The sequence below is a fragment of the Pseudomonas sp. FME51 genome (assembly GCF_014897305.1).
On sequence record NZ_JABUYN010000011.1, the window covers coordinates 95,221 to 119,308 of the forward strand.

A 24,088-nucleotide genomic window follows, 5' to 3' on the forward strand; every position below is an offset into this window, starting at 1 on the left:
TGACGGTGCCTGTCGATGCTGACCGCGCTGTTGCTGTTGGCTGGGGTGCTGCTGGACCGGTTGCTGGGTGAACCACGCAGGGCCCACCCTCTGGTGGCTTTCGGCCGGCTGGCTAGCTGGCTGGAGCAGCGCTTGAATGTCGGGCAGTCGCGCGCTCGTGGGCTGCTGGCCTGGATACTGGCGGTATTGCCGCTCACGTTGCTGGCCTGGGGGCTGAGCACATCGCCGGGGATCGGTTGGTTGCTGTCGCTGGTGCTGCTGTATCTGTGTCTCGGTCTGCGGAGTCTGGCCGAGCATGCACGCCCGGTCGCTGCCGCGCTGCGGGCCGGCGATCTGGCGCTGGCGCGTCAGCGGGTGGGCTATATGGTTAGCCGTCAGACCGACGAGCTGGATGAGGCTGGTGTATGCCGTGCGGCCACTGAGTCGGTGCTGGAAAATGGCAGTGACGCGGTGTTCGCCGCGTTGTTCTGGTTCGCTGTGCTGGGCGCGCCCGGTGCGGTGCTGTACCGGCTGGCCAATACCCTGGATGCCATGTGGGGCTACCGGAATGTGCGTTTCGGCGAGTTCGGTTGGGCGGCTGCGCGCCTGGATGATTTGCTCAATTGGCTGCCTGCGCGACTGGTGGCGCTGACCTATGCCCTGTGCGGCAATACACGCCGGGCGCTGGTCTGCTGGCAACGACAGGCGTCGCAGTGGGACAGCCCGAATGCCGGCCCGGTGATGGCGGCTGGAGCGGGGGCGCTGAATGTGCAGTTGGGTGGCGCAGCTGTCTATCAGGGTGAAGTGCATGATCGCCCGCAACTGGGGGCCGGCCGGCCAGCGCAGTCGGGTGATGTCGAACGGGCGCTGCAGATGGTGCAACACGGCGTCTGGCTGTGGTTGGCGGCGGCCGTGTTGATCGGAGTGATTGGAGTGCTCGCGAATGCTTGAACACGGCGGGCGACTACTTGAGGCTGCTGCCGAGTTCGGTATTGCACCTGATCAGTGGCTGGATCTGTCCACTGGGCTGGCCCCTTGGGCTTGGCCGCTGCCGGATATTCCCAGTGCTGCCTGGATGCGCCTGCCGGAGCCCAATGACGGTCTGGAACTGGCCGCTTGCGCATATTACGGCGCCTCTGCGGCGTTGCCAGTCGCCGGCTCGCAGGCTGCGATTCAGGCTTTGCCGCAACTGCGCGCACCGTGCCGGGTGGCGATTCTGGGCCCCTGTTATGCCGAGCATCAGCGGGCCTGGGAGCAACATGGTCATCAGGTGCAATTGCTCGATATGCAGCAATGCGAGGCGCTGCTGAATGTCGGGTTTGGCTCGCCCTCTTTTGATGTACTGGTGCTGGTCAATCCGGACAACCCGACAGGCCGGGTTGTTGATCGAAACCGCCTGCTTGAATGGCATGGGCAACTGTCGGCCCATGGCGGATGGTTGGTGGTAGACGAGGCATTTGCCGATGCACAGCCGGCCTGCAGTCTGGCCGATTGCAGCGACCGTGAAGGGCTGATCGTGTTGCGTTCGGTGGGTAAGTTCTTCGGTCTGGCCGGGTTGCGGCTGGGCTTTGTACTGGCCGAGCCACAGCTGCTGCGCTTGCTGGAGAGCTGGCTTGGCCCCTGGGCAGTGAGCGGTCCGGCGCGAGTGGTGGGCCGCTCACTGCTGGCCGATACCACCATGCAGCAGGTGTGGCGACAGCGCCTGCTGCAGGATGGACGGCGTTTGTATGAACTGTTGAGGCGTTGTGGTCTGACGCCGTCCGGCGGTTGTGCATTGTTTCAGTGGGTGACGGATGCCGATGTAGCCCAGTTGCACGGCAGGCTGGCTGAGCGAGGCATCCTGCTGCGTCTTTATCGTCAGCCACGGGGACTGCGCATCGGTCTGCCGGCCACTGAAGAGCAGTGGTTGCGCTTGGAGCAGGCGCTTACCGATGTCGTACAGGTGACAAAGGAGAGCAGGGCATGAACACCTTGATGATTCAGGGCACCACATCGGATGCGGGCAAGAGCACTCTGGTGACGGCGCTGTGCCGTTGGCTGGCCCGTCGTGGCGTGCGGGTGGTGCCGTTCAAACCACAGAACATGGCGTTGAATGCGGCCGTTACCGCCGATGGCGGTGAAATTGGCCGGGCCCAGGCCGTGCAGGCGGCGGCTGCGGGGCTGGCGCCGCATACTGATATGAATCCGGTACTGCTTAAGCCCAATACTGATATTGGCGCTCAGGTGATCATCCATGGGCATGCTATCGGCAACATGAACGCGGTCGATTACCATGCCTACAAGCCGCAGGCCATGCAGGCGGTACTGCAGTCACACCGGCGGTTGGTGGAGGCGTATCAGGTGGTCCTGGTCGAGGGCGCTGGGTCGCCGGCAGAGATCAACTTGCGCCAGGGCGATATCGCCAATATGGGCTTTGCCGAGGCGGTGGACTGCCCAGTGATTCTGATTGCCGATATTGACCGGGGCGGGGTGTTCGCACATTTGGTAGGCACCCTTGAACTGCTGTCGCCAAGCGAGCAGGCGCGGGTGGCGGGTTTTGTGATAAACCGCTTCCGCGGTGATATCGCCTTGTTGCAGCCGGGGCTGGATTGGCTGGAACAGCGCACCGGCAAACCGGTGTTGGGGGTGCTGCCGTATCTGCAGCAGCTGCATCTGGAAGCGGAAGATGCCATCGACCTGCGTCAGTCAATTGGGGTGGATCCGCTGTTGCGGGTGGTGGTGCTCGGCCTGCCGCGCATCAGCAATCACACCGACTTCGACCCGCTGCGCTGGCATCCGCAGGTTGACCTGCAGTTCGTCAGGCCAGGACAGCCGCTGCCAGCCGCTGATCTGATCATTCTGCCAGGCTCGAAAAACAGTCGTGCGGACCTGCAATTTCTGCGTGATCAGCAATGGGATACAGCAATATTCCGGCACCTGCGCTACGGTGGAAAAGTGTTAGGTATCTGCGGTGGCTTTCAGATGCTGGGATTGCGGATTGACGATCCTCAAGGGCTGGAAGGGCCGCCCGGGAGTCTCGCCGGATTGGAGCTGCTGGAGCTGGAAACCAGGCTGCGTGCAGACAAGGAGCTCAGCCACAGCGAAGGCGTTCTGGCATGGGATGATGCCCGGGTGCGTGGCTATCAGATCCATGCCGGATCGAGCAGTGGAGCTGCGCTGGCGCGCCCCCTGATCCATCTTGCTGATGGTCAGACTGACGGTGCGCTCAGCATCGACGGTCAGGTGGCAGGTACCTACCTCCATGGTCTGTTCGAGACGCAGCAAGCCTGCGCCGCGCTGTTGCGCTGGGCTGGGCTGGACAGTGCCGATACGCTGGATCTGGCGGCCTTGCGCGAGGCGGATATGGAGCGCCTGGCGGACCAGGTGATGGCTTGTCTGGATACTGATAAATTACTACAGCTATGTGGATTAACTAATTGATTGAATTGATATTAGGCGGCGCAAGATCCGGCAAAAGCCGTCTTGCAGAAAGCATCGCCATGGACTCGGGGCTGGCCGTCACCTACATCGCCACCAGCCAACCGCTGGATGAGGAAATGCGGCTGCGTATCGCCCACCACCGCCAGCGCCGGCCGGCTCACTGGCAGTTGGTCGAAGAGCCTCTGGCACTGGCTCAGGTGCTGCGCGAGCAGGCTGATGCGCAGCGCTGCCTGCTGGTCGATTGTCTGACGTTGTGGCTGACCAATCTGCTGTTGCATGAGGATGCCGGACGTTTGCAGCGGGAGCGCCAGGCGCTGCTGGATGTGCTCGATGAGCTGCCGGGGAGAGTGATTCTGGTCAGTAATGAAACCGGAATGGGCGTGGTGCCCCTGGGCGAGCTGAGTCGCCGCTATGTGGATGAGGCCGGCTGGCTTCATCAGGCGCTGGCCAGCCGCTGTGATCGCGTACAGTTTTGTATCGCCGGACTGCCAATGCTGCTCAAGGGCACCAAGGACGGCGCGGGGACAAATGTCTTGAAATCATCGGGGAATCTATGAACACAGATTGGTGGCGTAACTCAGTGGCGCAGGTGCATGGCCCAGCATTGGCGCAGGCAACCCAACGCCAGACTCAACTGACCAAGCCGCAGGGCGCGCTGGGACGGCTTGAGCAGCTGGCTATCCAATTGGCCGGTTGGCAGGGCCAGGCCATGCCCCAGATGGAGCGGGTATGGATCAGTGTGTTTGCCGGTGATCATGGCGTTGCCGCGGAGGGCGTATCGACGGTGCCGCAGGCGGTAACCGGGCAGATGCTGCGCAATTTTGCCGCCGGTGGCGCGGCGATCAGCGTCATGGCCCGGCAGCTGGGAGCGACACTGGACCTGCGTGACCTGGGATTGGCGGTCCCGATCGAGCCGCTGGCCGGTGTGCATCATTTGAATCTGGCGCGAGGTAGCGCCAACCTGCTGCACGAGCCGGCGCTGACTGCCGCGCTGTGTCAGCAAGCCCTGCAAACTGGGCGTCAGGCGGTGCTGGATGCGGTCGAGCAGGGCGCACAGCTGTTCATTGCCGGGGAAATGGGCATCGGCAACACCACGCCGGCCTGCGCCATGGCCAGTCTGTTGCTGGAGCAGCCGGTCGTCGTGCTGGTGGGGCCGGGCACCGGCTTGAACGCTGACGGTCTGCATCACAAGACGCAGGTTATCGAGGCAGCGCTGCAGTTGCATCGTCCCCACTGCCATACGGCACTGGATGTGTTGAGTCGCCTCGGTGGGCTGGAAATTGCCGCTATCACTGGCGCTTATGTGGCGGCGGCGCAGCTTGGTATCCCGATGCTGGTGGATGGTTATATCTGTTCCATCGCTGCCCTGTGCGCGACACGCCTGAATCCCGACTGTCGTGAATGGATGCTGTTTGGTCATCGCAGCGCCGAACCGGGTCACGCTGCGGTGCTGGCTGCATTGCAGGCTGATCCCTTGCTGGATCTTGGTATGCGACTGGGTGAAGGGACGGGTGCGGCAGCTGCGGTGCCGCTGCTGCGCATGGCCTGCGCATTGCACAATGATATGGCGACCTTTGCCGAGGCGGCGGTCGCGGCGGAGCCGCTTCCATGCTGACGCTGGATCTGTTGCGCCATGGGGAAACCGAGCTCGGCGGCGGCTTTCGTGGCAGCCTGGATGATCTGCTGACCCCGCGGGGTTGGCAACAGATGCGTGAGGCCACGGTGCAACCGTCGCAATGGGATGCCATCGTCAGCTCGCCGTTGCGTCGTTGTGCCGATTTTGCCTTCGAGCTGGCGCAGCAGTGTCGGACGCCGCTGGTGGTGCAGGATGATCTGCGCGAACTGCATTTCGGTGAGTGGGAAGGGCGCCATGCCAGCGAGCTGATGGTTGACCATGCTGATGATCTGGGGCGTTTCTGGTCCGATCCCTATGGCTTCACGCCGCCGGGTGGTGAGCGGTTGGCGTTGTTCGAACAGCGCGTGTTGCGGGTAATCGAGGAGCTGTACCAGCGCCGCGCCGGCGAACATCTATTACTGGTTACGCATGGCGGTGTGATGCGCCTGCTGTTGGCCCGGGCTCGCGGGTTGGCACGCGAGGAGCTGTTGCAGGTGGACGTTGGCCATGGCCAGCGACTGCGCATTCAGGTCGAGAGTGCGGGGAGGTTGAGCGAATGCCGTTGCTGATCGCGCTGCAGTTTCTGACCCGCTTGCCGATCCGTCTGGTGAGGCTGCCCAGCGCGGAGGAAAACGGTCGCTCGCTGCTCTGGTACCCCTTGGTGGGGCTGCTGCTGGGAGCTGCGCTGTTGGTGGCCCAATGGCTGTTGGTTGATGTGTCGCCATTGCTTCAGGCAGCGCTGTTGCTGGCGCTGTGGGTGTGGTTCAGTGGCGGGCTGCATCTGGATGGGCTGGCGGATACCGCCGATGCCTGGGTCGGTGGCTATGGTGATCGTGAACGCACTCTGGCGATCATGAAAGACCCGACCTGCGGACCCATTGGTGTCATCAGTCTGGTTCTGCTGCTGTTGTTGAAGTTCGCCGCCTTGGTGGCCTTGCTGCAGGTCGGTCAGTGGGGCGTCCTGTTGCTGGCGCCCTGGCTGGGGCGCTGGGTGCTGCCGCTGCTGCTGTACAGCACGCCCTATGTGCGGCCCGGTGGCCTTGGACAGGTGTTGGTTGAATATATGCCGCGCCGCAGTCTGCCGATGTTGCTGCTGGTACACGGGCTGGTGATGCTGCTGTTCGGTTGGGCGGGGTTGTTGGCGCTGGTCATCGCGCTGGCGGTGCTGCTGATTGTTCGTCATTACCTCTGTGAGCGCCTGGGCGGCACCACAGGTGATACCGCCGGTGCACTGGTCGAACTGGTTGAGGTGTCTGTGCTGGTGGGCTGTGCTGTGCTCTGAACTTTTGCTGCTCCGGTACATCAGACTGTAATACAGGGGCCATAAGGTGATGTGTGTCAACGTCACCCCTGTAACAGGGAAACGGAGGAAAACAAGATGAATGAATACGAAGAAGAAATATTGGAGCAGCGTGCTCAGGATTGGGATTACGAAGCGGAAGACGCTCAGGAAATGTAAAGGATTGGAGGAGGCTCGCCTCGCCCGGATTTGCCGGCTGGCTTTATGGCTGGCCTTGTGGCCAGCGTCGCCCCGGGTCGGGCCTTCTACAATAAAACCAGTCGGGTGTGCCGGCGATATTGCCCCGGCGCCACGCCGGTCCAGCGCTTGAATGCCCGCTGAAATGCCGCTGGCGATGAAAACCCAAGTAGAAACGACACTTCTCCCAAGGCCATTTCCGTATCGCGGATATAGGTCACTGCCAGCTCCCGCCTGATTTCATCAATGATGTCCTGAAACCGCGTGTTGTCTTCGGTCTTGAGGCGGCGGCGCAGCGTCCATCCCGGCAGGCCCAGTTGCGCGGCCACTTCATCCAGAGTGGGTAGCTGACTGTGCAGTTGCGGTGAAAGAATTTCTTCCACGCGCTCGCGCAGACGCCGATGCCGGGTCAGCTCGGTCAGCTGGGCCTGACACAACTCGATCAGTTGGCGGTAGGTGGTGGCCGCGCTTTGCTCGGGTTGCAATGCGAGACTGGCTGGCTCCCAGAGCAGCTGGTTATGCTGTTGTTCGAACAGCACCGGGCAGCCGAACAATGCTTCATAGCGTGCGCTGTAAGGCGGGGCGGGAAATTCGATATGCACTTCGCGCAGACGGGCTGCCCCGCGCGTCAACTGGCGGGCCAGCTGCATGCGCGACGCCAGTGCGGAATCCACCACAAACAGATTGAAGGCGTTGTACGGGCTGATGGAGTAGAAGCGCGACGCCGGCGTCTCAAAGCTGGAGTGACCGCGGTAGTTCTGGCTGGCCAGACGCTCGAAACGCACCAGGGTTTCAAACGCCTGGGCCAGGGTCGGGGCGCATTGGGCAGCTATGCCCGGTAAGCCAAAATGCGAGGGTTGGCTGTGCAGGCCCATGAGCAGGCCGATGTCGGCTCGCCCACTGAGTTGGATGGCAGCGTGCCCCAGGCGCATGAAGCGCGGAATGCTGATACGCGCCTGGGGTTGGTCGAGCAACTCTGCGCTGATTCGATAGCGGCGCAGCAGCGCCTCGGAGCTATGGCCGAGGCTGCGCAAAGCGGCCTGCAGGCTGTAGAGGTATCCGACCGACAGGTCACCCAGTTTCATGGTTTCTCACCTTGCAATGGAAAACAGAATGTAACCCAGGGTTATGAAAATGTCATTTGAAGTGATTGAGCGTTGCCGATGCTCAGCCTATTGTCAGCCCCATACCAAAGCCGGACGATGAGCCGGCGGCCTGATGATGATCTTTGGAGCATGAACATGACCGGACAAATCCTCTATCCCACACTGCTGGCCCCGCTGGATCTGGGTTTCACCACATTGCGTAACCGCGTGTTGATGGGCTCAATGCATACCGGGCTGGAAGAGCGTCCCCAGGGTTTCGAGCGTATGGCGGCCTTCTTCGCTGAGCGCGCGCGTGGCGGCGTCGGGCTGATCGTTACCGGTGGTTTCGGCCCGAATACCGAAGGTAGCGTTGGCAAGGGTGCCGCCAAGCTGAGTACCCCAGAGGAAGCTGAACAGCACAAGGTGGTGACCCAGGCGGTGCATGAGGCGGGTGGCAAGATCTGCATGCAGATCCTGCACGCGGGGCGTTATGCCTACACACCCGAGCAGGTGTCGGCCAGTGCGGTGCGTTCGCCGATCAACCCCTTCACACCGAAGGAGTTGGACGAAGCGGGCATCGAGAAGCAGATCAGTGATTTCGTCAATTGTGCTGCGTTGGCGCAGAGCGCTGGCTATGACGGCGTCGAAATCATGGGCTCGGAAGGCTACTTTATTAACCAATTCCTGGTGCAGCGGGTCAACCAGCGCACCGACCGTTGGGGCGGCAGCTATGAGAACCGCATGCGTCTGCCGCTGGAGATTGTGCGCCGGGTGCGCGAGGCGGTAGGGCGCGAGTTCATCATCATCTATCGCCTGTCGATGCTTGACCTGGTGGAGGGTGGCAGCAGCTGGGATGAGGTGGTGCTGCTGGCCAAGGAAATCGAGAAGGCCGGTGCGACCATCATCAATACCGGCATCGGCTGGCATGAGGCGCGCATTCCGACCATCGCCACCAAGGTGCCGCGTGCGGCCTTTACCAAGGTCACCGCGCGGCTCAAGGGCGAAGTGTCTATCCCGCTGATCACCACCAACCGGATCAACACGCCAGAGGTAGCCGAGCAGGTGCTGGCCGAGGGTGACGGCGACATGGTTTCCATGGCGCGACCTTTCCTGGCCGACTCGGAGTTTGTCAACAAGGCGGCAGCCGGACGCGCCGACGAAATCAATACCTGCATCGGCTGCAACCAGGCCTGCCTGGACCATACCTTCAGCGGTCGATTGACCAGTTGTCTGGTCAACCCTCGGGCCTGTCATGAAACCGAACTCAATTATATTCCGGTACGCGAGAGCCGAAAAATTGCCGTTGTGGGAGCGGGGCCGGCGGGTCTGGCTGCGGCGACCGTTGCAGCTGAGCGCGGGCATGATGTCACGCTGTTTGACGCGGCAGCGCAAATCGGCGGTCAGTTCAATATCGCCAAGCTGATTCCCGGCAAGGAAGAGTTCTATGAAACCCTGCGCTATTTCGGCAAGCGTATCGAAACTACCGGCGTGAAGCTCAAACTCAATAACCGTGTGGTGCCGGCCGATCTGGCTGCCTTTGATGAGGTGATTCTGGCTACGGGCATCGCGCCGCGCACGCCGGAGATTCCGGGTATCGATCATCCGATGGTGATGGGTTATCTGGATGCCATCCTGCAGCGTAAGCCGGTAGGCCGCAAAGTGGCCGTGATCGGTGCTGGCGGGATAGGTTTCGACGTGAGTGAGTTCATCACTCACAGTGGTGACAGCGCCAGCCTGAATACCGAGCAGTTCTGGAAGGAGTGGGGAATTGATACCCAGCTGCAGGCGCGTGGCGGTATCGAAGGGGTTCAGCCGCTGCCGGAGCCGCCAGCACGTGAGGTCTATCTGCTGCAACGCAAGGCCAGCAAGGTCGGTGCCGGGTTGGGCAAGACCACAGGTTGGATTCATCGGGCAGGCCTGAAAACCAAGCAGGTGCAGATGCTCAACGGTGTTGAATATCTGCAGGTCGACGATCAGGGGCTGCATATCCGGGTGGGTGAGCAGACCAGTGTGTTGCCGGTCGACACCATCATTGTTTGTGCCGGGCAGGATCCGTTGCGCGAGTTGCAGGCCGACCTGGAAGCCGCCGGCAAGCCGGTGCATCTGATCGGCGGCGCTGATGTTGCCAGTGAGCTGGACGCCAAGCGCGCCATCGATCAGGGCTCAAGATTGGCGGCTGCTCTGTAATCTCTGCCAAATCCGTCACAGACCTGACGTAGGCTCTTTCTCAACTGCACCGAGGCGGATGCAATCGCCTCGGAAAAAGTGCAAAGTTAGGGGCTCAATAAAAAGGGATGAAACGATGGACGCAAGAGATGTGGTCAGAATACAGAAGCCGTTGCTGACTGAAGCGGTAATGTTTTTTTCTGAGCATGGCATCTCGCGGGAAATGCTGTTTCCCGAATTCGAGGCATTGCTCGATGGTCTGGTGGCCGCACCCGAGTGCGCTGATGAGACCATCGAGGCGGTGTTTCTGCAGATCAACCATCGCTTGCATGTTCGCGCGGCGGTGTTCATCACCATTGATTTCGACCTGGACGGCTATGTTAACCGGCTGTGGAACCTGCCGTTGCGCCAGCTGGCGGAGAAGGCCAGTCGTGGTCCGGACATGGGGGGTGGGCCGATTCGGCTGGCTTGCCTCGGGTTCGGCAGCAGCCAATACCAGGCCAATATGTGGAAACCCCGGCAACGCGGTGGCAAAGCTGATCTGACGCTGATCAAGTCGGCGGTGACCCGTAATGCACTGGGCATTCTCGGCGATGATGAAGAGGCGCGGGCCATCCTGGCCGGTGACAATCTGCAGGTGGCAGCCGAGGATACCTGGTACGGCAATAGTCCGGTATTGGGCGCTGACGCCCAGCGCAAGCCTGAGCCGGCGCATGCCGCCGAGTTGGCAACGCTGCAGAAGACCCATGCCGGCGAGGTGGCTGAATACCTGCGACAGGTCACCGAGCTGCAGAGCCGGCTCAATGTTCAGGAGCAGATTCATCGCCAGGAGATGAGCAATCTGCGGGTGCAATATCGCGATCAGCAGGCGGTGGCGCAGGGCGAATTACTGGACATCAAACAGGAACTGGCCGAACAGCAGAAACTCAATGCGCTGCTGCGCCGTGAGGTCAGTTGTCTGCAGAATCGGACCTCGGCAGACACCGAGTAAGTCGGGCGGATCCGCTCTCTGCATTTGCCAGAGCCCCAGCGGCTGCGGATAATCGAGCTTATCCGTGCGGCAAAGGTTTTGTGCGGAATTTCTGAAGCCAACATATGAGAGTGGTGCATGGAGAATTTCCGCAATATTGGGCTGATCGGGCGCCTGGGCAGTGGCAAAGTCGTGGATACGCTGAGACGGCTCAAGCGATTCCTGCTGGATAGCGGCTATACGGTGATTCTCGAGGATGCCGTGGCTGATCTGCTCCCAGGGCATCAACAACAGGTCTGTACCCGCAAGATGATGGGCGAGATCTGTGATCTGGTCATCGTCGTTGGTGGCGACGGTAGTCTGCTGGGGGCGGCGCGTGCGCTGTGTCGTTACGATGTGCCGGTGCTCGGCGTCAACCGTGGTGGGCTCGGTTTTCTTACTGATATTTCCCCTGACGAACTTGAGCAGCGGGTCGGCGAAGTGCTCGCCGGCCAGTACACGGTCGAGTCGCGTTTCCTGCTCGATGCCTTTGTTCGCCGTGACGATGAGCAGTTGGGTAGCAGTGAAGCACTGAATGATGTGGTGCTGCATCCGGGGAAATCGGCGCGGATGATCGAGTTCGAGCTGCATGTCGATGGTCAGTTCGTCTACAGTCAGAAGTCCGATGGCCTGATCGTGGCCACACCCACCGGCTCCACCGCCTACTCGCTCTCTGCAGGCGGTCCGATCATGCATCCCAAACTGGATGCCGTGGTTCTGGTGCCCATGTTCCCGCACACCTTGTCCAGCCGGCCCATCGTAGTGGATGGTAACAGCGAGTTGCGGGTGCGTATTTCCAAACAGAACGGTATCTACCCTCAGGTCAGTTGTGATGGTCAGGTGCATATCGCCTGTGCCCCGGGCGACACCCTGGTCATCCGCAAGAAACCGCAGAAACTGCGCTTGATTCATCCGCTGAACCATAATTTCTATGCCATCTGCCGCAGCAAGTTGGGCTGGAGCAGTCGCCTGACGGAGCGATGATCATGGCGGCGGAACAGTGGCAGGGCTACGACATCATCGGCGATATTCACGGATGCGCGAGAACGCTGGAGGCGCTGTTGGAGCGCCTGGGCTATGCCAAGACGGGTGGCGTATGGCGACATCCTCAGCGCCAGGCCTTGTTTCTCGGCGATATCATCGATCGCGGTCCGCGCATTCGTGAGGCGCTGCATCTGGTGCGTGACATGGTCGAGGCGGGCGCGGCCCGCTGCATTATGGGTAATCACGAATTCAATGCGCTGGGCTGGGTGACACCGGCGCCGCCCGGCAGTGGCCGGCAATACGTTCGCGAGCACACCAAGCGTAACCTGCGTCAGATTCAGGCCACGCTGGAGCAGTTTGCCAACCACACTGGCGAGTGGACTGAGTTTCTTGACTGGTTCTGGACGCTGCCGCTGTTTCTGGATGAGGGGGCGTTCCGGCTGGTACATGCCTGTTGGGATGATGAACTGATCCAGTCATTTGCAGCGCAGTTTCCTGATGCCTGTCCGGATGTCGAGTTCGTGCAGGCGTCGGTGGAGCGCGATGGTTTTGCCGATCAGGTCTTCGACCGTCTGCTGCGCGGTATCGGCATGAATTTGCCCCACGGGCTCACGATGAAGGGGGGCGACGGTGTGACCAGGGGGATGTTCCGCACCAAATTCTGGGAAGAAGAGGCGGAGACCTACGGCGATCTGGTCTTCCAGCCCGATGATCTGCCCGACCACATTGCCATCCGTCCGCTGACCTATCGGCAGAAGCGTGAATTGCTGGTGTACGGTGCCGATGAACCCTTGCTCTTTGTCGGCCATTACTGGCAGCAGGGCGTACCCCAGGCGATACGTCCGAACCTGGCTTGCCTGGACTACAGCGCGGTGAAATATGGCCGGCTGGTGAGCTACCGCTGGAGCGGTGAGCAGCGGGTGCGGCGGGAAAACTTTGTCTGGGTGGATGTACTATGAGTATGCACCGCGCGATGCACTGCCGGTTGGATGAGGATCTGGGCCCGTTGACGCACTTCCTGCGCCAGCAAGGTGTGCCGCACAGGATCACTGAAGAGCGCGACCGGCAGGTGATCTGGACCCGGGATGAAGTAGACGGGGAAATCGTCCGGGGCATCTACGCCCAGGGTGTGCCGGCGCCGACAGCCCCGCAGAGGCCGCCCAGGCGCGGTGTGCGCTCACAACTGGCCTGGCAACAGATGCTGCGGCTGATGCCAGTGACCTTGGCAGTATTGCTGATTACCGCAGTAGTGGCTTTGATAACCGGGCTTGGCACCAGGATACCCACCATTGCTCTGTTCACCTTTACGCCGGTCACCCCCGCGGGTTACATCGCGCCCGCGCCGGATATGACCCAATGGTGGCGGCTGATAGCCCCGATGTTTCTGCATTTCGGTTGGATGCATCTGGCGTTCAATGCGCTGTGGTATTGGGAGCTGGGGCGCCGTATCGAATTGCGCTCCGGTGGTGGCTGGTTGCTGGGCCTGACATTGCTGTTTGCGCTGGTGTCCAATACGGCGCAATGGCTGTTCAGTGGCCCGGTTCTGTTTGGCGGCCTGTCCGGTGTGCTGTACGGGTTGCTGGGCTATTGCTGGCTGTATCAGCTGCTCGCGCCCAATGTACATTTTGACCTGCCCAAAGGGGTAGTGGCGATGATGCTCGGGTGGCTGGTGCTGTGTCTGTCCGGCGTCGTCACGCTGCTGGGCTTTGGCGCTATCGCTAATGCCGCCCATGTCGGCGGTCTGCTGATCGGCTGCCTGTGTGGAGCGGCCGCTGGTGCTCTGCAGCGCACACGTTGATCAGGGTACAATACCCAGCTGTTTATCGAATCTGTTTTCCGGAGAAGTCATGAATACCTTTATCGACATGCTGCGCAATATCTCGCCCGAGGTGTACGAGAGCCTCAAGCAGGCCATAGAGCTGGGCAAGTGGTCGGATGGCCGCAAGCTGACACCGGAGCAGAAGGAGCTGTGCATGCAGGCGATCATTACCTGGGAAATGGAAAACCTGCCGGAAGAGCAGCGCACCGGTTATATCGGCCAGACCTGCAAGTCTCAGGCGAAGGCCCCCGCCAATCTGGATGCCTCCTTGTTTGAGCCGGCCAAAGGCACCCTGCACTGATGGCGTTCATCAGTGGTGAAGGCAGCATCCGCAAGCTGCTCGGGGCCCTGGATGAACCGGTCAATTACAGCTTGCCATTGGGCGAGCAGCAGATCCCTCTGAACGAACTGCTGGGTCGCACGATACGCTTGCAGGCGCTGGGCGAAATCCATTGCCTGCACTGCGGCCGCCGTACCAAGAAAAGCTACAGTCAGGGCCACTGCTATCCCTGCATGACCAAGTTGGCGAGCTGTGATATCTGCATCGTCAGCCCAGAGCGCTGCCATTACGAGCTGAATACCTGCCGTGAGCCAGCCTGGGGTGAACAGTTCTGCATGACTGACCATATCGTCTATCTGGCCAACTCTTCGGGCCTGAAGGTCGGTATCACCCGTGCCACGCAGATTCCCACGCGCTGGATAGACCAGGGTGCGAGCCAGGCGCTGCCGATTCTACGGGTAGCGACCCGTCAACAATCGGGGCTCGTGGAAGACCTGCTGCGCCAGAATGTGGCTGACAAGACCAACTGGCGTGCGCTGTTGCGCGGTGAGCCGGAGCCGATCGACCTGCTGGCCGAGCGCGACCGTCTGCTGGGCGGGGCCCGCGACGGCCTTGAGGCGTTGCAGGCGCGTTTCGGGCTGCAGGCCATTCAGCCGCTGCCGGATGCTCAAGTGCAGGATATCCGCTACCCGGTGCTGGAATACAGTGCCAAGCCGCAGTCGGCCAACCTCGACAAGGAGCCGGTTCTGGAAGGCACCTTGCTGGGGATCAAAGGTCAATATCTGTTGCTGGATACCGCTGTCATCAATATTCGCAAATACACGTCCTACACTCTGGCTTTCAGTGTGTCCTGAGGAGTCCTTCATGCGTACAGAACAACCCACGGCCATCCACCTCACGGACTACAAGCAGCCCGATTACCTGATTGATGAAACCCACCTGACCTTCGAGTTATTCGAGGATCATGCCCTGGTGCACAGTCGCCTGGCGATGCGCGTCAATGCTGAGGGGGAGGGCGTACTGCCACCGCTGATGTTGCACGGTCAGGAGCTGACGCTGCAGAGCGTGGCGCTGGATGATGAGAGCCTGGCGGCGGACGCCTATCAGGTGGATGACAACAGTCTGACCCTGCAGCCGCTGGCGCGCGAATTCGAGCTGGCGATCACCACGCGTATCGAGCCGCAGAACAATACCGCGCTGGAGGGGCTGTACAAGTCCGGCGGCATGTTTTGCACTCAGTGCGAAGCCGAAGGCTTTCGCAAGATCACCTACTACCTGGACCGCCCGGATGTCATGAGCCGTTTCACCACCACGGTGATGGCGGAGCGCGGGGCCTACCCGGTGCTCTTGTCCAATGGCAACCTGATTGCCAGCGGCGAGCACGAAGGCGGCCGGCACTGGGCTACCTGGGAAGACCCCTTCCCCAAACCGGCCTACCTGTTCGCGCTGGTGGCCGGCGATCTGTACCGCATCGATGACAGTTTCACCACCATGAGTGGCCGGGAAGTCGAGCTGCGTATCTACGTCGAGCCCGAGAACCGCGAGCAATGTGCGCATGCCATGGACAGCCTCAAGCGTTCCATGCGCTGGGATGAGGAAGTCTATGGCCGTGAATACGATCTGGACATCTTCATGATCGTCGCGGTGAACGACTTCAATATGGGCGCCATGGAAAACAAGGGGTTGAATATCTTCAACTCCAGCTGTGTGCTGGCCCATCCGAATACCGCCACTGACATGGCCTTCCAGCGAGTGGAAGCGGTGGTGGCGCACGAGTATTTTCACAACTGGTCCGGCAACCGCGTCACCTGCCGCGATTGGTTTCAGCTGTCGTTGAAGGAGGGCTTGACGGTATTCCGGGATGCCGAGTTCAGCGCCGACATGAATTCACGCACGGTCAAACGTATTGAAGATGTGACCTTCCTGCGTGCCAACCAGTTTGCCGAAGACGCTGGCCCCATGGCGCACCCGGTGCGGCCTGACTCCTTCATCGAAATCTCCAACTTCTACACCCTGACTATCTATGAGAAGGGTGCCGAAGTGGTGCGCATGCTGCACACTCTGCTGGGCGCTGAAGGCTTTCGCAAGGGTACGGATCTGTATTTCGATCGCCACGACGGCCAGGCAGTGACCTGCGATGACTTTATCGCTGCGCTGGAAGATGCCAATGGCGTGGACTTCAGCCAGTTCAAACGTTGGTACAGTCAGGCCGGTACGCCGGTGCTGCAGGTCGACAGCCGCTATGATGCCGCGACCTCTACCTTCCATCTGCTGTGCCGGCAGAGCTGCCCGACAACCCCCGGACAGTCGGAAAAACAGCCCTTCGTGATTCCGCTGCGCATGGCACTTCTGGATGCCGAGGGTCGGGAAATGCCGCTGCAGCTGGCCGGTGAAGAGCAGGGCAGAGGCACTGAAACCGTATTGGCGGTGACTGAGGCTGAGCAGCTGTTCGTTTTTGAAAACCTGACCGAGGAGCCGCTGCCGTCGCTGCTGCGCGATTTTTCGGCGCCAGTGAAACTGATCTACCCCTACTCGCGGGATGATCGGGTATTCCTGGCGATGCACGATCCGGATGGTTTCAACCGTTGGGAAGCCGCACAGTCGTTGGCGGTGGACGTGCTGCAGGGGTTGATCGAGATTCATCAGGCCGGTCGCCCGTTGATGCTGGATCAGCGTCTGCTGGATGTGCACCGTGCGGTTCTGGAAGATACTGCGTTGGATTCGGCGATGGTAGCCGAGATACTGCGCCTGCCATCCGAGGCCTATCTTATCGAGCTGGCTGAGGTGGCTGATGTGGACGCCATCCATCACGTGCGCGAATGGGTGCGCAGGGAGCTGGCGACGGCGTTGGCCGATGTCATGTGGTCGCGATTCCGCCAGCTGGGCGATGGCGGCGGCAGCTACAGCGCTGATGCTGCGTCCATGGCGCGGCGCAGTCTGCGCAACACACTGCTCGGCTATCTGATGCTGACTGAGTCGCCGGAGTCGCTCTCTGCCTGTGTGCAGCAGTTTGTCGAAGCCGGCAACATGACCGACCGTCAGGCGGCGTTGGTGGCGCTGGTCAATTCGCCCCATGAGCAGCAGAAGCAGGCTGCTCTGGAAGACTTCGCCCAGCGCTGGAGCGATTATCCGCTGGTCATGGATCAGTGGTTCGGTATTCAGGCTGGCAGTCCGTTGCCGGGTGGCCTGGAGCGGGTGCATGCATTGATGGCGCATCCAGCATTCAATATCCGCAACCCGAACAAGGTGCGGGCGGTGATCGGTGCCTTTGCCAATCAGAACCTGGCCAACTTTCATCGTGCCGATGGGGAAGGTTACCGCTTCGTGGCGGACCAGATCATTGAGCTGAACCGTCTCAATCCGCAGATTGCTTCGCGGATGCTCACGCCGCTGACGCGCTGGCGTAAGTTCGACGAATCGCGCCAAGGCTTGATGAAGGCCGAGTTGGCGCGCATTCTCGCCTGCGAAGATCTGTCCACCGATGTATATGAGGTGGTGAGCAAGTCGTTGGCATGATGCCGATTCTGCTGCACGATGAGCCGTCGCCTGGCGGTCCACCGTGTGGCAGAATAAGACAAAATCCTGTTTTGTTGATTATGCTGTGCTGATTACAAAAGATTACTGATCAGGCATTGGTGATGCACCTGATTCGCCCTAATATAAATCACCCGACGATCCTGGGTGACCAATAACAACAAGGGGTCTTGAATGCGTCATTTCCTGATGGATCAGGTTTGCGCCGCGCTGTTCCGCGACAGTGATAGATATCACTCCAGTGGGGCTGGTTTCCCTTCGAGTATTTATTCATTCTGTATCCATAGGCTGAGTGCTGCGCTGTATGCGGCGTTCCTGTGTTTCTGTGCCTGTCTGATCCAGCTTGCCACCGGTTGGTCGGGCGTTTTTTCCTATGCCGTTTCCCTGCTCAATAAATAACAATTACAACGCCCAGGAGTATCTGGATGTCTCAGAATGATCAGGAAGAAGCTACCTTCATGGAGCGTCTGGTTTTCAATCACCGGTTGACGGTCGTAGTACTGTTCGCACTGGTGACCCTCTTTCTCGGTTATCAGGCCAGCAAGGTCAGGCCCGATACCAGTTTTGAGAAGATGATTCCGCTCGAACATCCCTACATCGTCAATATGATCGAGCATCAGGATGATCTTGCCACCCTGGGTAACTCCATCCGTATCGCGGTTTCCATCAAGGAAGGCGACATCTTCTCCAGCGAATACATGGAGACGCTGAAGCGAATCAATGATGAAGTCTTCTTTCTGCCGGGTGTGAACCGAGCGGGCCTGCGCTCATTGTGGACGCCTAACGTGCGCTGGACCGAGGTCACCGAGTATGGTTTCGACGGTGGGCCGGTAGCCAGCCAGCCAGCCTATGAGACCGAGGATGATCTCAATGAGCTGCGGGTCAACGTGCTCAAATCCGGTGAAATAGGTCGCCTGGTGGCGAATAACTTCAAGTCCAGCATCATTGAAGTCCCGCTGCAGGAATACTATCCCAACCCGGAAAACCAGTCCGAGCTCATTCGCCTGGATTACGGTCAGTTCTCGGACATGCTGGAAAAGAAGATCCGTAACGAGTTTCAGGGTGAAAACCCGAACATTCAGATTCACATCATTGGTTTCGCCAAGAAGGTCGGTGATCTGATTGATGGTCTGATGGCGGTGACGCTGTTCTTCGCGGTGGCGGTGGCCATCACCTTCGTGCTCCTGTACTGGTTTACCTGGTGTATCCGCAGCACCATCTCGGTACTGGTCACTACCTTGATTGCAGTGATCTGGCAGCTGGGTCTGATCCATCTGGTCGGTTTCGGGCTTGATCCCTATTCAATGCTGGTGCCGTTCCTCATTTTTGCCATCGGTATTTCCCATGGCGTGCAGAAGATCAATGGGATTGCCCTGCAGTCCGGTGGTGCCGACAACGCATTGATGGCGGCGCGCCGCACTTTCCGGCAATTGTTCCTGCCGGGCATGATTGCGATTCTGGCTGATGCGGTCGGCTTTATTGCGCTGCTGATTCTGGATATCGGCGTTATCCATGAGCTGGCCATTGGCGCCTCGCTTGGCGTTGCGGTAATTGTCTTCACCAACCTGATCATGTTGCCGGTGGCCATTTCCTACATGGGCATCAGCAAGCGCGCAATAGAGCGCAGTAAGCGTGATGCGGTGCGTGAGCATGGCTTCTGGCGTGTGTTGTCGAACGTTGCGCACCCGCGGTTGGCGCCGGTGATTGTGGTTGTAGCGCTGATTGCCGGTGTCGGCAGTTTTCTTTACCAGAAGGCCAATCTGCAAATCGGCGACCTGGACCCGGGCGCGCCGGAGCTGCGCGCGGATTCGCGCTACAACCTGGATAACGATTTCATCATCAGCAACTACTCCACCAGTTCGGACATTCTGGTGGTGATGGTGGAAACCCCGATGGAGATGTGTTCATCCTACGAAACGATGGAAGCCATCGATCAGCTGGAGTGGCGCATGAGCAACCTGGCAGGTGTGCAGTCGACGGTATCGTTGGTGACTGTGGCCAAGCAGGTGATCATGGGTAACAACGAGGGCAACCTGAAATGGCAGGCCTTGTCGCGAAACCAGGACAACCTGAACACCGCAATCAGTCGTGCACCTGAGGGGATGTTCAATAGCGCCTGTTCGCTGGCGCCGGTGCTGGTGTATCTCAACGACCACAAGGCGGATACGCTCAAGCGGGCTACCGATGAGGTCAAGGCATTCGCTGCCGACTACGATACCGACACCCTGAAGTTCAAGCTTGCCTCGGGTAATGCGGGTATCGAAGCGGCGACCAATGAGATCATCTCGACGTCGGAGTTGACCATTCTGGTGTTGGTCTATGTCTGGGTAGGACTGATGTGTCTGTTCACCTTCCGCTCAATCTCGGCGACCATCTGTATCGTGTTGCCGCTGATTCTGACGTCGGTATTGGGGAACGCGCTGATGGCATTCCTGGGGATCGGTATGAAAGTCGCCACGCTGCCGGTGATTGCGCTGGGGGTGGGGATCGGTGTGGATTACGGTATCTACATATACAGTCGGCTGGAGAGTTTCCTGCGAGCTGGCATGCCGCTCCAGGAAGCCTACTATCAGACGCTGCGTTCCACGGGCAAGGCCGTGCTGTTCACCGGTCTGTGTCTGGCCATCGGTGTGGCGACCTGGATCTTTTCTGCCATCAAGTTCCAGGCAGACATGGGGTTGATGCTGACCTTCATGTTCATCGTCAACATGTTTGGCGCCATGCTCTTGTTGCCGGCGCTGGCACGCTTCCTAGTCAATCCGGAAAAGGTGCGTAACAGTAAACCTTCTTCCATGCAGCATTGAGTTGGTATTTTCGGAGAAAAACATGGCTGTGGCGCCTATCTGCAAGGATGGGGCGTCACCGCTGTATCATTGGCATGATTAACAAAAGATAACCAAGGCCCGTTGGCGCGGCTTGTCAAACCCCGATAATATCGGGAGACATGCCAATGGGCAGAGTGATCTATAAGAACAAAGGGGAAGGACTATGCACGAGCCAAATTCCTGGCGCGTTTCATCCTTTAAACAGGCTGGTGCAGAACAGCCGGATAAAGGAATCACTACCGCACTGTCACGTAAAATCATCATGGCGCTGGGTCTATCTGGCGCACTGCTTGGCAGCGCATCCTTCGCCATGGCACAGGATGTTGCCAACGAAGATCTCAAGCCTGCCATCATTTCGCTCAAATCCAGCAAATCGCTGCTGCTTGATATCGAGCAGGCAGGTCAGCGCCTGGTTGCCGTCGGTTCGCGCGGCCATATCGTCTATTCCGATGACCAGGGTGGCAGCTGGCTGCAGGCCCCGGCCCCCACTCGCCAGCTGCTCACCGCAGTGGAATTCGTTGATGAGCGTAACGGCTGGGCAGTCGGTCATGACTCGCTGATCCTGCACACCGCCGACGCTGGCGAAAGTTGGACGGTGCAATACCGCGACCCGGAAATCGATGCGCCGGATGAGGGTTTCGGCTTCCTTGAAAAACCACTCATGGATATCTGGTTCCGCGATCTCCAGACCGGCTTCGCCGTCGGCGCCTATGGCCTGTTCCTGCGTACTGAAGACGGCGGTCAGACCTGGGAAGATGCTTCTTTTGATATCGATAACCCCGATGGCTTCCACTACAACGCAATGACTGCCGTCAAGGACAGCGGTCTGTTCCTGGTGGGCGAGATGGGCACCATGTATCGTTCCGCCGATTTCGGAGATACCTGGGAAACCCTGACCGACATGCCCTATGACGGTTCCTGGTTCGGCGTTTCCAGTACCGGTGAGGCGGGTGGCGTATTGGCCTGGGGGCTGCGTGGCAACATGTATCGCTCCAGCGATTTCGGCGATACCTGGGAACAGGTTGAACTGCTGACGCCGAACAATGGACCCCTGGAGGCTACGCTGGCAGGCGGTCAACTGGCTGCGGACGGCCGCCTGATCGTGGTTGGCGTCGGTGGCGTGGTTGCCACCAGCGATGACGCTGGGCGCAGTTTCAAAGTGACCGTGCGGCCGGACCGCGTTGCACTGGCCAACGCGACCGGTCTGCAGGATGGGGGCATTCTGCTGGTCGGCCAACGGGGTGTAGTGAAAGCGGATGAGCAGGGGCTGTCGGCTGCCGGCGGTACCGCTCTGACCTTGCCGGAGCCACCCGTTGTAGAAGAATAATACACAGCATTCAACTGACGATTGCTTAAAAGAAGAACTAAGGCCAGGAGAGTCTGGATGTCCAAGCACCATCAGGAGACCGTTCCATTTATTGAACGGATCATCTTCAATAACCGACTGATCATGTTGTTGATCTTTGCTGCATTGACTGTCTTTTTAGGCTTTCAGGCTGCACAGGTTCGCCCGGTCACCAGCTTTGAGAAGATGATTCCTCTCGAGCATCCCTACATTATCAATATGCTCGAACACCAGAGCGACATGGGTAATCTGGGCAACTCCATCCGCATTGCAGTGGCGATCAAGGATGGTGATATCTTTTCCACCGAGTACATGGAAACGCTCAAGCGTATCAATGACGAGGTGTTCTTCCTGCCCGGCGTAGATCGTGCCAATCTGCGTTCGCTGTGGACGCCGAACGTGCGCTGGACCGAAGTGACCGAATACGGTTTCGACGGTGGCCCGGTTGCCAGCCGACCAGCCTACCTGAGTGCAGAAGATCTTGATGAACTGCGTACCAATATCCTCAAGTCCGGGGAGATTGGTCGACTGGTGGCGAACAACTTCAAGTCCACGATCATCGATGTGCCGCTGCAGGGATCCTATCCCAACCCGGATAACCAGGCCGAGCAGATCAGCCTGGACTATGGTGAGTTTTCTCGCCTTCTGGAAGAAAAGATCCGTAGCGAGTTCCAGAACGAAAACCCGAATATCAGTATTCATATCATCGGCTTTGCCAAGAAAGTTGGTGATCTGATCGACGGCATCATGAAGGTGGTGATGTTCTTCGCTGCTGCTTTGCTGATCACCTTCGTTCTGTTGCTGATTTTTACCCGCTGTGTAAAAAGCTCGCTTATCACCCTGATCTGTTCGGTGACTGCGGTGATCTGGCAGCTTGGTCTGCTACATACCCTGGGCTTCGGTCTGGATCCCTATTCGATTCTGGTGCCGTTCCTGGTGTTCGCCATCGGTATCTCCCACGGGGTGCAGATTATCAACGCCATGGCGATCGAATATGCTGGCGCTGAGGATGCCTACACCGCGGCCCGGCGAGCCTTCCGTTCCCTGTATATCCCAGGGATCGTAGCGCTGGTGTCGGATGGGGTTGGCTTTGTGACCTTGCTGCTGATCGAGATCGAAGTCATCCGCGAGCTGGGTATTGCCGCCTCCGTTGGTGTGGCTGTGATCATCCTGACCAACCTGATGCTGTTGCCGATCCTGATGTCTTACGTCGGTATCAGCAAGAGTGCAATCCGGCGTAACCGGGATCTGGTTTCACGTCCACAGAAACTGTGGCGGTTCGTTTCCGGCTTCGCCCATCCGGCAGTTGCGCCAATTTCGGTACTGCTGGCGATTCTGGCCTTCGGCTTCGGTATCTACTACGGCAAGAATGTCGAGATCGGTGATCTGGATCCGGGGGCGCCGGAGTTGCGTGCGGATTCGCGCTACAACCTGGATAACGAGTTCATCATCAGCAATTATTCGACCAGTTCCGATGTATTGGTGGTCATGGTCAGTACGCCGCCGGAAATGTGCTCGGCCTACGAAACCATGGAAGCCATCGACCAGCTGGAATGGCGCATGAGCAACCTGGCAGGTGTGCAGTCCGCAGTGTCGCTGGTGACCGTGGCCAAGCAGGTGATCATGGGTAACAACGAGGGCAGCCTGAAATGGCAGGCGCTGTCGCGGAACCAGGATAACCTGAACACCGCGATCAGCCGAGCGCCGGATGGCATGTTCAATGCCAGCTGCTCGCTTGCTCCGGTGATGATCTTCCTCAATGACCACAAGGCCGATACGCTGACTCGTGCTACCGCGGCGGTGGAGGAGTTTGCCGAGGAATACAACACCGATAACATCACCTTCAAGTTGGCTGCCGGTAATGCCGGTATCGAAGCCGCAACCAACGTGGTGATCGAGAAATCCCAGCTGAAGATGCTGATTACCGTGTATGCGGTGGTTATCCTGATGTGTCTGATAACCTTCCGTTCGATCCGCGCGGTGCTCTGTATCATCATTCCGCTGGCATTGACCTCGGTTTTGGCCAACGCACTGATGGCCTTCCTTGGCATTGGCGTGAAGGTGGCAACCTTGCCGGTTATCGCCCTGGGTGTGGGGATCGGGGTCGACTACGGGATCTATATCTACAGCCGACTGGAGACTTACCTGCGTCAGGGCATGCCGCTGCAGGAAGCCTACTATGAAACCCTGAAGACAACGGGCAAGGCGGTGACTTTCACCGGCTTCACCCTGGCGATCGGGGTGGCAACCTGGATCTTCTCGGCGATCAAGTTCCAGGCTGACATGGGGATTCTGCTGACCTTCATGTTCCTGTGGAACATGTTCGGCGCCCTCTGGCTGCTGCCAGCGCTGGCGCGATTCCTGCTGCGCCCGGAGAAAATGCGCAGCTGAGAAATGTCAGGCAAGACCAAAGGCCGCCCGGGAAACCGTGCGGCCTTTTTGGTTTGAGGCAGGCAGGCGGGGGCAGAGTTATCTGGTGTTGAGTGGGAGCCTGCGCCCAGGTTGGCAGTGGTGCTGCTGCAGGAGTTGGACGCAAGGCTCAGTCAACTG

Annotated in this window: 20 protein-coding genes; 19 read left to right on the forward strand and 1 reads right to left on the reverse strand. The window is 59.5% G+C overall.

Going from position 1 to position 24,088, the window contains the following annotated elements; all coding sequences use genetic code 11:
- Nucleotides 1–15: 15 nt before the first annotated feature.
- From cbiB to INT39_RS17650, 7 genes are read left to right on the forward strand one after another with little or no spacing between them, the layout of a single operon-like run.
- The gene (cbiB, locus tag INT39_RS17620; RefSeq protein ID WP_193075310.1) at nucleotides 16–930 is read left to right on the forward strand and encodes an adenosylcobinamide-phosphate synthase CbiB; all 915 of its coding nucleotides are present in this window, start codon (nucleotides 16–18) and stop codon (nucleotides 928–930) included.
- Nucleotides 923–1,945 (forward strand): threonine-phosphate decarboxylase CobD, encoded by a 1,023-nt coding sequence (gene cobD / locus INT39_RS17625; RefSeq protein WP_193075311.1) that lies wholly within the window; start codon nucleotides 923–925, stop codon nucleotides 1,943–1,945. The genes cbiB and cobD overlap by 8 nt, the downstream gene beginning before the upstream one ends.
- On the forward strand, nucleotides 1,942–3,399 hold the full coding sequence (locus INT39_RS17630) for a cobyric acid synthase (RefSeq protein WP_193075312.1): 1,458 nt from the start codon (nucleotides 1,942–1,944) through the stop codon (nucleotides 3,397–3,399). Before cobD ends, INT39_RS17630 begins: the two co-directional genes overlap by 4 nt.
- Entirely contained in the window at nucleotides 3,396–3,956 is a 561-nt protein-coding gene (gene cobU / locus INT39_RS17635; protein WP_193075313.1) for a bifunctional adenosylcobinamide kinase/adenosylcobinamide-phosphate guanylyltransferase, read from the forward strand. The genes INT39_RS17630 and cobU overlap by 4 nt, the downstream gene beginning before the upstream one ends.
- Nucleotides 3,953–5,014 carry a nicotinate-nucleotide--dimethylbenzimidazole phosphoribosyltransferase gene (gene cobT / locus INT39_RS17640; RefSeq protein ID WP_193075314.1) on the forward strand — a complete coding sequence of 354 codons (1,062 nt, stop codon included), beginning with the start codon at nucleotides 3,953–3,955 and terminating at the stop codon, nucleotides 5,012–5,014. The genes cobU and cobT overlap by 4 nt, the downstream gene beginning before the upstream one ends.
- A complete protein-coding gene (gene cobC / locus INT39_RS17645; RefSeq protein WP_193075315.1) occupies nucleotides 5,008–5,583 on the forward strand; it encodes an alpha-ribazole phosphatase family protein in 576 nt (191 codons plus the stop codon). Before cobT ends, cobC begins: the two co-directional genes overlap by 7 nt.
- Nucleotides 5,571–6,296, forward strand: a complete 726-nt coding sequence (locus INT39_RS17650; RefSeq protein WP_193075316.1) for an adenosylcobinamide-GDP ribazoletransferase — start codon at nucleotides 5,571–5,573, stop codon at nucleotides 6,294–6,296. Before cobC ends, INT39_RS17650 begins: the two co-directional genes overlap by 13 nt.
- Nucleotides 6,297–6,559: 263 nt before the next feature.
- Here INT39_RS17650 and INT39_RS17655 read toward each other — a convergent pair whose 3' ends face one another.
- Entirely contained in the window at nucleotides 6,560–7,576 is a 1,017-nt protein-coding gene (locus INT39_RS17655) for an AraC family transcriptional regulator (protein ID WP_193075317.1), read from the reverse strand.
- A gap of 156 nt (nucleotides 7,577–7,732) precedes the next feature.
- On the opposite strand from INT39_RS17655, the gene INT39_RS17660 reads away from it, so the two are divergent.
- The 12 genes from INT39_RS17660 to INT39_RS17715 all read left to right on the forward strand — a co-directional run bounded on the left by INT39_RS17660 (nucleotide 7,733) and on the right by INT39_RS17715 (nucleotide 23,929).
- Nucleotides 7,733–9,763, forward strand: a complete 2,031-nt coding sequence (locus INT39_RS17660) for an NADPH-dependent 2,4-dienoyl-CoA reductase (RefSeq protein ID WP_193075318.1) — start codon at nucleotides 7,733–7,735, stop codon at nucleotides 9,761–9,763.
- Between the two features lie 115 nt (nucleotides 9,764–9,878).
- Nucleotides 9,879–10,733, forward strand: coding sequence for a hypothetical protein (locus INT39_RS17665; protein ID WP_193075319.1), 855 nt, complete (start codon nucleotides 9,879–9,881; stop codon nucleotides 10,731–10,733).
- Between the two features lie 117 nt (nucleotides 10,734–10,850).
- Nucleotides 10,851–11,735: an NAD(+) kinase gene (locus INT39_RS17670; RefSeq protein WP_193075320.1), complete on the forward strand. Its 885-nt coding sequence runs from the start codon at nucleotides 10,851–10,853 to the stop codon at nucleotides 11,733–11,735.
- A gap of 2 nt (nucleotides 11,736–11,737) precedes the next feature.
- Nucleotides 11,738–12,694 (forward strand): metallophosphoesterase, encoded by a 957-nt coding sequence (locus tag INT39_RS17675; RefSeq protein WP_193075321.1) that lies wholly within the window; start codon nucleotides 11,738–11,740, stop codon nucleotides 12,692–12,694.
- Complete coding sequence (locus tag INT39_RS17680; RefSeq protein WP_193075322.1) at nucleotides 12,691–13,533, forward strand: rhomboid family intramembrane serine protease; 843 nt, start codon at nucleotides 12,691–12,693, stop codon at nucleotides 13,531–13,533. Before INT39_RS17675 ends, INT39_RS17680 begins: the two co-directional genes overlap by 4 nt.
- A 49-nt stretch (nucleotides 13,534–13,582) precedes the next feature.
- Complete coding sequence (locus tag INT39_RS17685; protein WP_193075323.1) at nucleotides 13,583–13,855, forward strand: YeaC family protein; 273 nt, start codon at nucleotides 13,583–13,585, stop codon at nucleotides 13,853–13,855.
- The gene (locus INT39_RS17690) at nucleotides 13,855–14,688 is read left to right on the forward strand and encodes a DUF2797 domain-containing protein (RefSeq protein WP_193075325.1); all 834 of its coding nucleotides are present in this window, start codon (nucleotides 13,855–13,857) and stop codon (nucleotides 14,686–14,688) included. Before INT39_RS17685 ends, INT39_RS17690 begins: the two co-directional genes overlap by 1 nt.
- 10 nt (nucleotides 14,689–14,698) lie before the next feature.
- Nucleotides 14,699–17,350, forward strand: coding sequence for an aminopeptidase N (pepN, locus tag INT39_RS17695; RefSeq protein WP_193075326.1), 2,652 nt, complete (start codon nucleotides 14,699–14,701; stop codon nucleotides 17,348–17,350).
- 192 nt (nucleotides 17,351–17,542) lie between these two features.
- Entirely contained in the window at nucleotides 17,543–17,767 is a 225-nt protein-coding gene (locus tag INT39_RS17700; RefSeq protein ID WP_193075328.1) for a hypothetical protein, read from the forward strand.
- 26 nt (nucleotides 17,768–17,793) lie between these two features.
- Nucleotides 17,794–20,172: an efflux RND transporter permease subunit gene (locus tag INT39_RS17705; RefSeq protein ID WP_193075329.1), complete on the forward strand. Its 2,379-nt coding sequence runs from the start codon at nucleotides 17,794–17,796 to the stop codon at nucleotides 20,170–20,172.
- Between the two features lie 184 nt (nucleotides 20,173–20,356).
- A complete protein-coding gene (locus tag INT39_RS17710) occupies nucleotides 20,357–21,520 on the forward strand; it encodes a WD40/YVTN/BNR-like repeat-containing protein (protein ID WP_193075330.1) in 1,164 nt (387 codons plus the stop codon).
- Nucleotides 21,521–21,577: 57 nt separating this feature from the next.
- Nucleotides 21,578–23,929, forward strand: coding sequence for an efflux RND transporter permease subunit (locus tag INT39_RS17715; protein ID WP_193075331.1), 2,352 nt, complete (start codon nucleotides 21,578–21,580; stop codon nucleotides 23,927–23,929).
- Nucleotides 23,930–24,088 lie beyond the last annotated feature (159 nt).

What these genes read in the sequence shown, in the direction of transcription:
- cobC (WP_193075315.1), top strand. Translation starts at nt 5,008, where the DNA reads ATGCTGACGCTGGATCTGTTGCGCCATGGGGAAACCGAGCTCGGCGGC.
- INT39_RS17630 (WP_193075312.1), top strand. Translation starts at nt 1,942, where the DNA reads ATGAACACCTTGATGATTCAGGGCACCACATCGGATGCGGGCAAGAGC.
- INT39_RS17685 (WP_193075323.1), top strand. Translation starts at nt 13,583, where the DNA reads ATGAATACCTTTATCGACATGCTGCGCAATATCTCGCCCGAGGTGTAC.
- INT39_RS17660 (WP_193075318.1), top strand. Translation starts at nt 7,733, where the DNA reads ATGACCGGACAAATCCTCTATCCCACACTGCTGGCCCCGCTGGATCTG.
- INT39_RS17705 (WP_193075329.1), top strand. Translation starts at nt 17,794, where the DNA reads ATGTCTCAGAATGATCAGGAAGAAGCTACCTTCATGGAGCGTCTGGTT.
- INT39_RS17675 (WP_193075321.1), top strand. Translation starts at nt 11,738, where the DNA reads ATGGCGGCGGAACAGTGGCAGGGCTACGACATCATCGGCGATATTCAC.
- INT39_RS17700 (WP_193075328.1), top strand. Translation starts at nt 17,543, where the DNA reads ATGCGTCATTTCCTGATGGATCAGGTTTGCGCCGCGCTGTTCCGCGAC.
- INT39_RS17665 (WP_193075319.1), top strand. Translation starts at nt 9,879, where the DNA reads ATGGACGCAAGAGATGTGGTCAGAATACAGAAGCCGTTGCTGACTGAA.
- INT39_RS17690 (WP_193075325.1), top strand. Translation starts at nt 13,855, where the DNA reads ATGGCGTTCATCAGTGGTGAAGGCAGCATCCGCAAGCTGCTCGGGGCC.
- cbiB (WP_193075310.1), top strand. Translation starts at nt 16, where the DNA reads ATGCTGACCGCGCTGTTGCTGTTGGCTGGGGTGCTGCTGGACCGGTTG.
- INT39_RS17650 (WP_193075316.1), top strand. Translation starts at nt 5,571, where the DNA reads ATGCCGTTGCTGATCGCGCTGCAGTTTCTGACCCGCTTGCCGATCCGT.
- cobD (WP_193075311.1), top strand. Translation starts at nt 923, where the DNA reads ATGCTTGAACACGGCGGGCGACTACTTGAGGCTGCTGCCGAGTTCGGT.
- INT39_RS17715 (WP_193075331.1), top strand. Translation starts at nt 21,578, where the DNA reads ATGTCCAAGCACCATCAGGAGACCGTTCCATTTATTGAACGGATCATC.
- INT39_RS17680 (WP_193075322.1), top strand. Translation starts at nt 12,691, where the DNA reads ATGAGTATGCACCGCGCGATGCACTGCCGGTTGGATGAGGATCTGGGC.
- INT39_RS17670 (WP_193075320.1), top strand. Translation starts at nt 10,851, where the DNA reads ATGGAGAATTTCCGCAATATTGGGCTGATCGGGCGCCTGGGCAGTGGC.
- INT39_RS17710 (WP_193075330.1), top strand. Translation starts at nt 20,357, where the DNA reads ATGCACGAGCCAAATTCCTGGCGCGTTTCATCCTTTAAACAGGCTGGT.
- INT39_RS17655 (WP_193075317.1), bottom strand. Translation starts at nt 7,576, where the DNA reads ATGAAACTGGGTGACCTGTCGGTCGGATACCTCTACAGCCTGCAGGCC.
- cobT (WP_193075314.1), top strand. Translation starts at nt 3,953, where the DNA reads ATGAACACAGATTGGTGGCGTAACTCAGTGGCGCAGGTGCATGGCCCA.
- pepN (WP_193075326.1), top strand. Translation starts at nt 14,699, where the DNA reads ATGCGTACAGAACAACCCACGGCCATCCACCTCACGGACTACAAGCAG.